Origin of the sequence: Nostoc favosum CHAB5714 (assembly GCF_020829495.1) — a bacterium.
Taxonomy (GTDB): domain Bacteria; phylum Cyanobacteriota; class Cyanobacteriia; order Cyanobacteriales; family Nostocaceae; genus Nostoc; species Nostoc favosum.
Genome location: NZ_JAIVFQ010000161.1, coordinates 1 through 9999, shown reverse-complemented (window position 1 = coordinate 9999; position 9999 = coordinate 1). Strand labels below are relative to the sequence as shown.

Here is a 9999-nt window from a genome sequence, read left to right as displayed (position 1 = left end):
TGAAGGACTACATCTAACATTTTTGCCGTCTCATTCACCTGAATTACAACTCTTCAGTTAGGCTATGGACTGTAATTGATGAACCAATTGCTAATCAATCTTTTGAGACACTCGATGATTTGGAGAACCAGTTCATCAGCCCCATCCGCATTTTTCTCAGGGTATTTAAGGGCAGAGGTCAAGTTGCAGGCAAAGGGGTAAACGTCTACCCCGGCTGTAAAGTATTGGGTATTCAATCCGGGATCAAGTGCAGTAGATAATGTTGCCAAGATTGCTGCTAAGGTTCCCTTGCCACCTCTCTGAGTACCAGCGATCGCAATGACTTGGGAACTCATCATATCTTCTACTTGGAAACCACTTTTCGTTAAAGCAGCGATAAGTGCGTTTGCCCTATTAATCAAAGGGAGATTAATTATAGTCTCTGGTGCAAGCCCATTAGCTGATGGCTGTAACTCTGTAGGTCTAGAAAGTTCCGAAGCTTGGCGAGTGTGCCTAATATCTACAGTTGGTCAAAAGAGGCAAGGGAGCAGGGGGCGCTTTGCTGGGGGAAAAACTGAGACGGGGCTTGTACTTTGCCCCAGTTCAAGCGTCCTGGAAGGACGGGGCTTCGTACCCGTGTTTCGCTTTGCTCCACGCAGTTCTTGGAAGGGCTTGCTCCCCCTGCTCCCTGCTCCCTTCCAAGAACTGCCTCTTTGGTGAAGTTAATTGTTTAATATCTACGGTCGGTGGTAACTGGGTTTGAGCCTGTGCAATGGCATTTACCTCCGACCGATTCATCCGGCTGTCAATTGTCACATCCTGTAAATGGAGAGCCATGCTTTGATAAGTGGGTAGCTGACGACCCTTAAGCTTGCTAAACCAGCCAAACAGAAAGCGATAAGCGTAAAAACGTTTTCCTGGCTCAACTTGCGTTAAATACTGGCCAATATTTTCAAACTCAGCATGAAGAAAGGTATACTCTTCTGCCTCGTGTCGCTCTAGGAATTTAACGGTATTAGCAAGATGATCCGCTTGATAATTGCTCCTAGTATCATAATCCCCAGCACGAGCTAGAGCGTCTACAAAATTACCACGCACAAAAGGCAAGGGGGCAATCTCCTTGGTTCTGTTGGAATGTTCGACAACAAACCATAGCCACGCAGCACCGCCAATTAAACCACCGACTATAGCCAAAGGGTTGACCGCATAACAAACCGCTCCGATCCCCCCAGCCAACAAACCAAGTACACGGGTCATGTCTGCTTCATTCTCAGATGCCCGTGCCATTTCAAATAATCCATCTTTTCTCTCTTGCAGCCATTGGGCGATATTTCCGGCTTCCAAGTGAGACAAATTAGGATATTGCGATCGCAAATGTTCAGTTTCTTTAGTTGTAATTTTTGGGATATTGTTACTTTGCATAAAAGAAATGCCCTGTTGAGTTAAGAAGCCGCTCGGCTGAAGAGTTGTTGAGGAAGAGGCAAGGGAGCAGGGGGGATAGAAAAGAATGGAGTTCGACCCACCTGTTGCGCTCAATCTCGTAGGGTACGAGAACCACTACTCTGGAAGTGAAGGACTCAGATCCATGTTTTTTCCTTCATTCCAGAACAGGAGAATGGGGTAATTTCCCCCAGCTAATAGCCCCGTTCCCCCTGCCTCTTCGTTGAGCGGCACTCACTTTAATCTTTGGTCAACCGCCAAATAGCGAACCCAATTTCACCCGCCATCATTGTGCCGATGTTAAATAAGATGCAGCCCAAAATCATGAATGGGGCTGTGTAGTCGAATGGGTTACGAGCTGCAAAGGTGGTGATAACATCGAACACCCAAACCGCAATCACAACTAGCCCTGCGTTAGAGCGATCGCGTGTACCTGCGGTTTTGTAGTCCACCCAAAGCTGCCCTACCAAGTCAATCTTGCCACTAGGCTTAGTTTCAAGCTCATAAACCATGTGGTCTTGAAGTTCCCGTCGTGCTGAATCTGGGTTCTTACCGCGTAGGGCATGGGCTTCGATTACTTGCACACCTACAGAAATTATGAATGCCAGGTAAAAAAACGGGTTGAAAAGTGCAAACGGCACATTTAGCCAATTCCAAGTCGGCTCAAACCAGGCAAAAACAGGCGGCCCTTGAAAGATTAATTGCCAAGTTGAATCAGTACTGATTATGGAACCACCAATAAATAAAATCCCTCCAACTAACGCACGACCTGCACCACCGTTAGCAACAAACTGATTAACGATCGCGGCGGCAGCCCTAATGGGTAAGCCGACAATCATCACAACAGCCTTGGCACAAAAATCGATGATTTCACCAAGCGATCGCTTCTTATCCTTGGGCTTACTATCGCTGTTGCTATTAGTGCTGTTACTTTCTGCACCATTAGCCATTATTTTCTCCTACTTTGTTTGATATTTTGAACGCTTTTACAAATACCAAAGTCTTTAGTCTCTTTATCAGCCGCAGTTAACTTGTATGAGGCTTGTTGAATTGCCTCGTCAGCTTTAGTGATTGTGGCTTCGGGTATATCTGTTATAGGTGATTGTTGAGGCTGTAATATCTCACTATTGGTAATATCTCGAAATTTAGCTAAAATCTCGTCTGGAACTTGTGAATCGACCGTCCATTTTTGCTCTGGATATTGACGGCGTAGTTCATCCTACGATTGCTCCTACTATTTGTGAAGCTATTGTGCGAGTAGTCCATTTTTTAACGTACCATACCGCACAAAGATTTGCAAACATAACGTAAACTGCCGTACTATCAGAAGATTATTTCTCTGTTGTATATGCCGAAGCCAGGATTTAAAACAATTACAGTACCGGACTGGATTGTTGATGAAATTAAGAGACAGCCTGACTATAAAGGGAATCAAGCTGCCACTTTGGGGCAACTGGTCAAGGATGGTGTTGCGGCTCGTGGCGGAGAATTGGAAAACCCAGCAATATTCCTTGCATGAGTACTGAATCACTTACCTAATTGGGAGCGGCGCGAATCCTGGGAGTTAGCGCTGACTATTTTAAGTTGGTTGCAAGAAACAGAGCGCCTTTCTAGTTAGCTTTGATGATATTACAGAGGTTTTCAGTTGTATGATTTTGCTGTTACGCGAACGCGCTACCCCTGAACAACTTGAACAAATGCTGCAACAGCACAAGTTCTACATCAAAACCGCAGTCGATATCGAACGTCGGGTACTAGTTGGTGGTGGTGATTTGCACTATGACTGCGAACAGGCTCTTTTGGGTGATGGTAGTCGGCAAGAAACTATCTGGGCGGCAAGCTTTATGCCTGTAACTCAAAAGATGATTTTTGAATCGATTGTCAATCTCCGCCCCCGGCAAAATAGGTCAATGGAGGAATGGCACGCTTGAAAAGCTCTAAGCTATACGGAATAAGGGCTACAGCTTTGAAAGCTATTGAACAGTGGAGGAGGGGGTCAGGCGGTCGTCCTTGATGCAGTTTAGGGCAAGCGATCGCCACAAAAGACACGCTCAGTTTGCGAGTGTAAAACTCCATCTATGGTACGCAAAGAAATTTATGTTTATTTGCTCGCTTACAATCTACTTCGTAGTTTGATGTGGTCGGCAGGTAATACTTACGGTACTCCTCCGTTGCGCAAGTCTAAGCAAGGTACTCGCCATCATTTAAATAACTTTATTCCCGAGTTGTTAGCTGCTCACAACACAAAACGTCTTGAAATTTATCGCAATGAGACTAAAAGTTATCGTTCACAAGACTGTGAGCGTAGACGCGTTCGCAAAGCGTCTCCAAGAGTTGCGGCTTGTCGTCAGACATCGCCCTGGCAGAAGTGAACCACGAGTTCGTAAACGCCGCCCAAAAGTTTACCCCTTGATGACAAAACCCCGGCATGAATTACGAAATATGAAAGCAAACTGCTTAAACCACAAGTGTTTCAGCTTTTCTTAGCGCCATTCGACCTATTACCCTTGATTTTGCGACAATTCCGCGAGCAATTTCTGGAAGTAGAACTAGTCTTACGCGAGTTAACTACAAGTCAACAGGAGCAAGCACTGAGAGATTCCCGGATTCATGTGGGTTTTGCTCACCCACCTTTGGAAGATGACACACTATCTTATAAGTGTATTCACAGAGAAACTTTAGTTGTGGCTTTGTCATCAACTCATCCATTAGCTCAAAAAGAACACATCTGTGTGGGATCGCAATCAGCAAAGCCAAATTTTTATAGTGCTCCTTAGCCAAATCTATCCAAACAGTACTCATCAAAGGTTTTGTGCGTGGAGCGATATAATCTGCGATCGCGTAATTCTGCCAGCGCCTTTCTTGCTTCAAAAAACGCTCGTTCTACTTTTCGCTCCAAATGCAGGCGATCGCGAATCTCTTGATCTGTTAATTCAGGAACTTTAACAGTTCATGCCGCTATCCAAATCCCTTGTCCTGCTTCAGGGAAGCGTGGAGGTGTTGGGAAAGAAAAGGCTATCACTTGCCTAAATCATGCTTGGTAGATGTAAACTTTAGTACTCAAAAATACTTTATGGTATGGCTTGCGTACAAAGGATTAAATCTCTAGTTGAACTAGCAGGGCAAACGCATTATGTCAACAAGACCCCTTAATTCTCAACAAGTTCAAAAATAGTCGCATTAATCGCTGCTTATTGACAAAGATTTCGGCGAGCGCTTTGAGTCTTGGAAACTAAACTAAACGAGAAATACTGATTTTGTCGTTAGTTCTTAGCCTTGCTCGTGAGCAAGTATAATTGTCGGATTATACATAGTCTCTGGACCACCAGTCGTTAATGACAGCATTGCTTTGCGCCCTTGTAAAACCCTATTGTCATAAAAGCGTCTACCACCGTAAATGGTTCCCATTGCAAAGACTCGATCTACCCATCCTTTGAGAATACCGGGTAAACCAAACCACCATAGAGGAAATTGAAAAATCAACACATCACACCAAAAAAGCTTATGAATTTCAGCTTGAATCTCTTGGCTGAAACTGTGCATTTGCTTTGACCATAACGACAGGAGGGGTCAGTTTGCGCTCATCTAACCCCAAAGACGCTCCAGTCATACGGATGAACTATCTGCAAAGTGAAGCTGATGTGCGTCTTCTCGTTGCCGGGATTCGATTAATGCGGCAATTGTTTCTTTAATTTCAATGTTACTTGGATCGACTGGACGCTGACCATCTATATTAATTGTTTTGTTTGTCTGTATCAGTTCGTCAGATGATGAATTCATATCAGTTTTAGCTCCTCTTTTCTGCTTATCCAAATTAGTTTTATTACTATCAAATTCGTTTGTCAAATTCATGTTTACCATCGTGATTTTAAGACTATTTATCTACTACCAGTATGACTTTAAAAATTGTTTCCCTTTAAGCAAAATACACTAAAAATTAGGTAGAAAGCAGGAAAATTGTGATTTCTCTGACAATTTCTTTATCTAATCTAAATAGAATACTCAAGTAGGAGCAAAAAATCCTCTATCACAGCACAGAATATATCTATGATTTGAGAGGGATTTGTCATCTCTCAATAAACATACAGCAGGACTTTCGGCAATCAAAGGGAAAATGGATTGGGGAGGCGATGGACTACGCTGGGCTGCACTACGCTTACTTCCAATATCCCCAGATTTTCGCTCATCAGCACCCCATCACCAGCAACCATGTCTTTGGACTGCCAGGGCATCTGCTCAAAGTCGCGGATGCCTTCAATAAAGCTACAAGCGCGATCGCTATCCTTTCAACTCACGCACACGTTACCACTACTGTTGCTCCCGTCCTGTAATTTGTAGCGTTCGGCTGACGAATTACAATCAAAATCTTCAACATAGGATCTTGTTTTAAGTTTTACCTCCGCAGTAGCTTTTCTAACACAAAAGCTCCTAAACCGAATCCCCGCGCCAGATTTCCCACTAACACCCCACTCATTACTCCAATAGCCCACATCAGAAGGACTTTCGCCAATCTTGGGAGAATCGATTGGGGGGGGCGATGGATTATAATCTCCCCTGAGTGATCGCTTCCTCTATCCCCAGATTTCCTTACCCAGCACACCATCACCAGTAACGATGTCCTGTAGCCAGTCAGGGCATCTGTTCAAAGTCGTGGATGCCGTCTTTTATAGTATTGTTTTATTTACTTCGTAATTCTTAATCTAAATAAATGCTGCCACAAATGAGCGAAATCCTTCTTGTAGTAGATATGCAAAACGGTTTTATGTCTGAGAAATGCAGACATATAGGACTCCGATTTGATTTTTGAAAACATACTGAGACTTAAAAACCCGTTTTATCAAGGTTTTCTCTGAAATCTTGTTCAGAAATCAGACAGGAGTCCTATATTATTCCTACTGTCATTAAATTAATTGAGCGTTTTTTAGCGGCTGGTAAACTTGTTGAATTCACAAGATTTATCAATACTGCTGACAGTAATTATGTTAAACTAATTCATTGGTCAAGGTTGATGCAAGAACCAGAAACGAGTATTATTGATAAACTTCAACCCTATATAAATAATATTTTTGATAAACCTTATCACTCTGCATTTACGGAAAATTTTTCGACTTTTATTTTGATTAATCAAATCAGCAAAATATATCTTTGTGGAGTTGCGACTGATAGCTGCATTTTGAAGACAGCAATTGACTCTTTTGAGCGTGGTATTGAACCAGTCATTATCAAGGATGCTTGCTTTAGTCACGGTGGTCAGCAAGCACATGATGCGGGTATTTTTTTGCTGTAACGTAATATAGGAAAAAACCAAATTAAAATGACTGATGAGGTTCTTGAGAAAATGTTATAAACAGTTCCAAATCTAATTTACATTTTGAGGGTGAATGTCCCTAAGTTCCAAGTTCTGTTCGCTCTTGCTCCCAATCCTCAATCACCAATCCATTAACGCGACTAAATTCTCTCGTATTGTGCGTGACTAACGTTAAGTTATGTGTCAAAGCAATCGCAGCTATTTGGAAATCATTAGGGCCTATTGGAGTACCTTTTGCGAATAATTCTGCACGAATTCTACCGTAAGTGAGGGCAGTAACATCATCGAAGGGTAGTGAAACAAACAAATTGAGAAACTGCTGTTGTCGAGCTAAAGTAATTTGGGGATTATTGCTTTTCATCGCACCATAAAACAACTCTGCCTTTACCAGTGAACAGACAGCAATCTCTTCTACATTTGTTGACTGTAAGCGTTCTCGAATTGCCGGTGACCTACCATTGAGATAACGAGCGCAAACATTGGTATCTAATAAATACCTCACACAATTTCTTCCCTTGTCTCAAAATCACCTTCAAAATCAATCACAATTGGATCGTCTTGACAACTGCCGTAAGTTTGTTCAAAAAATCCTGCTGGCCATCCCAATTCTTCTGGTGTTTTTGGGGGTGCTGATGGTTCTAGCTGTTGATAGGTTACTGTCACTTCTATTTCTTTGTCCGTTATCCCCAGTGGAATTTCTAAATGTAAGATCCCGTCAGATCCTACGTGAGAACGCAACTTGATACTTTGCATTACTGTTTTCTCCTACTTGCCGATTCATTTGGAATTATCTAGCACATCATGAAGTTAAGGGCTGGACTGGTAAATTTGCATCAATCTCAATCAAAGTAACTTTGGCATTTTCAACTACCGTATTTCCTAGCAGCGTATCCTGCATAGCTTCAAATTTAGACTCTGCTCTCCCAATCCGTTCATAATGTAAAATCACATGATAATGCTTTTGTATTGGTTTTACAGACTCTAACTTTGACAGTGATTGTTCCTTTTGCTGGAACTAAAACATTCCCCCATACTTGGGCAGGAGCGCCTGTAATGTCCATGACTTGCTGAGTAGTTCTCATGTTTGTACTACCGTTCATTAGATGCCTCACCTGATGTTTAAAATTGCAATCTACAGTTGGTTGTAAAAACTACAATAACTGCGCTATCCTCTTAATTGATAGACACTTTGTCACTCTTGTTGTGTAACCTTGGAGTTTGTAGCATTGGACTGACGAATTACAGCCAATATCTCCAACACAGGGTCTTGTTTTAAGTTTTCCCTCAACAGGGACTTTTCTAACACAAACGCTACCAAACCGAATCTTCGCGCCAGATTTTCCACCAACACACCACTCATCACTGCAATAGCCTAGATCAGCAGGGCTTTCGGCAATCTTGGGAGAATCGATTGGGGAAGCGATTGACTACGCTCCATCTAGCGATGTCTACGACGGGCTGTGCCTAAGCGTCATTAACTCAACTCTACCCCCAGACTTCCTTACCCAACACCCATCACCAGCAACCATGTTCTGTGTCCCGCCGAGGAAGAAGCTCAAAATCGCGGATGCCGTCTATGGATGCGGTAGTACTTGGGGTTGCCTTGAAAAAGCAAATATGTCTATGATGGGGCACCTGCTTGCTCTTAATGCAGATAAAGATATTGGGTTTGAGATGCGCTACCCCTGGGGCAGGGGGGCAGGGGGAGCAGGGGGAGTAAAGAGACATTTTTAGTACTTTTTACTACCGAAACAGATTGCTTATACACTTATTTCTTTCTCTTCCCCTGCCTCCCCTGCCTCCCCTGCTTCTCCATCTCACAAAATCGCATTGCTCCCGTTTAGTATTGCTAATTGAGGCGGGAACGCATCTAATTGTTGATGCCTTGATGTGTGCTTACCGCATGGGAGAAAGAATCCGAGCTTTAAAACTACTACGAGCTTGTAGTGAAGGGATGCTGCTGATGTGGGATAGAGGGCTACATTCTTACCGCATGGTTCATGCCACCTTAAATCAAGGATGTGACTGGCGTTGCATAAATGCGGGATGAATCACCTAAATACGGGTACTTCGTGATACTTTAAATAATGAAGTAATAATCGAATTGAATGTTTAAGCATATCCACGGATTTAGAATAGCAGAGTGTTTTTCGGTGTAGTCTTGCCAAGTAATGGCGCAGGCGGGTATTTTCGCCTTCTACCCTAGTCATGTAGGTTTTGCTGACGATATGGTCTCCTGGCTGTATAAAACAGGGATAAACTTTCCAGCCGTCTGTCACGTAGAAGTAACATTGCCAACAGGAAACAACGTCCCACAATAATTTAAATGTTTTTGGGCTGCGATCGCCGATTACCCAAGCTAAGATCCCCGGATGAAAGTGATTTACTGCCGTCCACAACCAAACTTTGTTTTTTTTGAACCTACGAAGGTTTCTAGTTCATCTAATTCTCCAACTTCTGGTATGTCTTCGCTTGGCGGTGCATCGGGGAGTTTTTCGCTGATTTGTTTTAACCAATAAATTACGGTTGTATGGTGAACTCCTTTATCACGCTCAATTGCTCGAAATCCCAAGACAAGAGACGTATGACCTTAAACATTCTTGCTTTATTTCATCTGAGTACCCTCAAGGTGTACTGTAAACATCGATAAATTGACGACCACAATTGACACAAATGTGCCCACAGTTTACCTACCATTTTTTCTGATCTCAGTAGACTCACAGTATGCACATTGCACAGTAGAACACCTCAACTCATCCCTATATTATGCAACACCAATTTCTGTACTAATTTTGTACAATTGCCCCCAAAGTACCATTGACTGCACGTAAATAGTCAGAGGGAGATAGCAGAAGCAGCATTCCTCGCATTCCACCAGAAACAGTAATCTGCTCGAATAGGGTTGCTGTTTTATCAAGGTAAACTGGATAGTCTTTTTTACTAGCTAAAGCTGTCACACCGCCACGAATGTATCCTGTTAGTGGCTGTACTTCTTTCAGGGCAACTGTCTCAACCTTCCGGTTTCCTGAAATCCGCGCCAAGGCTTTCAAGTCTAACTGAGCATTTCCCGGTACAACAGCAAAACAGATACCTGTTGTGTCACCTCTGACTACTAAAGTCTTAAAAACTTGCTCTGGGGTCAGACCAGGGCAAACGCATCTTATTTACTAATAAAAACTAAAAAGGATTCCTGAAATATCTAAATAACTGTAAAATCTCATGAGGCTATAAACAAAACAAATCGAATTTTCTTGGAAATATAAATTATCTTA

General features: G+C 42.8%; 14 protein-coding genes and 3 pseudogenes. 8 read left to right on the top strand and 9 right to left on the bottom strand.

Annotated features, from left to right (window positions below):
- Nucleotides 1-125 (top strand): annotated as a pseudogene (locus tag LC586_RS38155) (IS630 family transposase); the annotation flags it as partial.
- A 457-nt stretch (nt 126-582) separates the two neighbouring features.
- On the opposite strand, the gene LC586_RS38150 reads toward LC586_RS38155, so the two are convergent.
- Complete coding sequence (locus tag LC586_RS38150; protein ID WP_229490963.1) at nt 583-1401, bottom strand: hypothetical protein; 819 nt, start codon at nt 1399-1401, stop codon at nt 583-585.
- Between the two features lie 257 nt (nt 1402-1658).
- Nucleotides 1659-2369 (bottom strand): hypothetical protein, encoded by a 711-nt coding sequence (locus LC586_RS38145; protein WP_229490961.1) that lies wholly within the window; start codon nt 2367-2369, stop codon nt 1659-1661.
- 398 nt (nt 2370-2767) lie between these two features.
- On the opposite strand from LC586_RS38145, the gene LC586_RS38140 reads away from it, so the two are divergent.
- From LC586_RS38140 to LC586_RS38125, 3 genes are all read left to right on the top strand, one after another.
- Nucleotides 2768-2938, top strand: a complete 171-nt coding sequence (locus LC586_RS38140; RefSeq protein WP_229490959.1) for a hypothetical protein — start codon at nt 2768-2770, stop codon at nt 2936-2938.
- 130 nt (nt 2939-3068) lie between these two features.
- Complete coding sequence (locus LC586_RS38135; protein ID WP_229490957.1) at nt 3069-3350, top strand: DUF5674 family protein; 282 nt, start codon at nt 3069-3071, stop codon at nt 3348-3350.
- A gap of 537 nt (nt 3351-3887) precedes the next feature.
- Nucleotides 3888-4196, top strand: coding sequence for a LysR family substrate-binding domain-containing protein (locus tag LC586_RS38125; protein ID WP_229490956.1), 309 nt, complete (start codon nt 3888-3890; stop codon nt 4194-4196).
- A gap of 493 nt (nt 4197-4689) precedes the next feature.
- Here LC586_RS38125 and LC586_RS38120 read toward each other — a convergent pair whose 3' ends face one another.
- The gene (locus LC586_RS38120; RefSeq protein WP_229490954.1) at nt 4690-4962 is read right to left on the bottom strand and encodes an NAD(P)H-dependent oxidoreductase; all 273 of its coding nucleotides are present in this window, start codon (nt 4960-4962) and stop codon (nt 4690-4692) included.
- A 71-nt stretch (nt 4963-5033) separates the two neighbouring features.
- On the opposite strand from LC586_RS38120, the gene LC586_RS38115 reads away from it, so the two are divergent.
- The 3 genes from LC586_RS38115 to LC586_RS38105 all read left to right on the top strand — a co-directional run bounded on the left by LC586_RS38115 (nt 5034) and on the right by LC586_RS38105 (nt 6706).
- Nucleotides 5034-5111 carry a hypothetical protein gene (locus LC586_RS38115; protein ID WP_229490968.1) on the top strand — a complete coding sequence of 26 codons (78 nt, stop codon included), beginning with the start codon at nt 5034-5036 and terminating at the stop codon, nt 5109-5111.
- A 438-nt stretch (nt 5112-5549) separates the two neighbouring features.
- The gene (locus LC586_RS38110; protein WP_229490952.1) at nt 5550-5750 is read left to right on the top strand and encodes a hypothetical protein; all 201 of its coding nucleotides are present in this window, start codon (nt 5550-5552) and stop codon (nt 5748-5750) included.
- Nucleotides 5751-6268: 518 nt separating this feature from the next.
- Nucleotides 6269-6706 carry a cysteine hydrolase family protein gene (locus LC586_RS38105; protein WP_233715810.1) on the top strand — a complete coding sequence of 146 codons (438 nt, stop codon included), beginning with the start codon at nt 6269-6271 and terminating at the stop codon, nt 6704-6706.
- A gap of 100 nt (nt 6707-6806) precedes the next feature.
- Here LC586_RS38105 and vapC read toward each other — a convergent pair whose 3' ends face one another.
- The 4 genes from vapC to LC586_RS38085 form a co-directional block, all read right to left on the bottom strand.
- The gene (vapC, locus tag LC586_RS38100) at nt 6807-7229 is read right to left on the bottom strand and encodes a type II toxin-antitoxin system tRNA(fMet)-specific endonuclease VapC (protein WP_229490951.1); all 423 of its coding nucleotides are present in this window, start codon (nt 7227-7229) and stop codon (nt 6807-6809) included.
- The gene (locus tag LC586_RS38095) at nt 7226-7480 is read right to left on the bottom strand and encodes a hypothetical protein (RefSeq protein WP_229490949.1); all 255 of its coding nucleotides are present in this window, start codon (nt 7478-7480) and stop codon (nt 7226-7228) included. Before LC586_RS38095 ends, vapC begins: the two co-directional genes overlap by 4 nt.
- A gap of 179 nt (nt 7481-7659) precedes the next feature.
- Nucleotides 7660-7827 carry a hypothetical protein gene (locus LC586_RS38090; protein ID WP_229490947.1) on the bottom strand — a complete coding sequence of 56 codons (168 nt, stop codon included), beginning with the start codon at nt 7825-7827 and terminating at the stop codon, nt 7660-7662.
- 92 nt (nt 7828-7919) lie between these two features.
- Complete coding sequence (locus tag LC586_RS38085; protein WP_229490946.1) at nt 7920-8090, bottom strand: hypothetical protein; 171 nt, start codon at nt 8088-8090, stop codon at nt 7920-7922.
- A gap of 474 nt (nt 8091-8564) precedes the next feature.
- Between LC586_RS38085 and LC586_RS38080 the strand changes: the two are divergent.
- Nucleotides 8565-8756: pseudogene (locus LC586_RS38080) on the top strand (IS4 family transposase); the annotation flags it as partial.
- Between the two features lie 22 nt (nt 8757-8778).
- Here the strand turns inward: LC586_RS38080 and LC586_RS38075 are convergent.
- Nucleotides 8779-9464: pseudogene (locus LC586_RS38075) on the bottom strand (IS1 family transposase).
- Between the two features lie 49 nt (nt 9465-9513).
- Nucleotides 9514-9870, bottom strand: coding sequence for an aminoacyl-tRNA deacylase (locus LC586_RS38070; RefSeq protein ID WP_233715809.1), 357 nt, complete (start codon nt 9868-9870; stop codon nt 9514-9516).
- Nucleotides 9871-9999 lie beyond the last annotated feature (129 nt).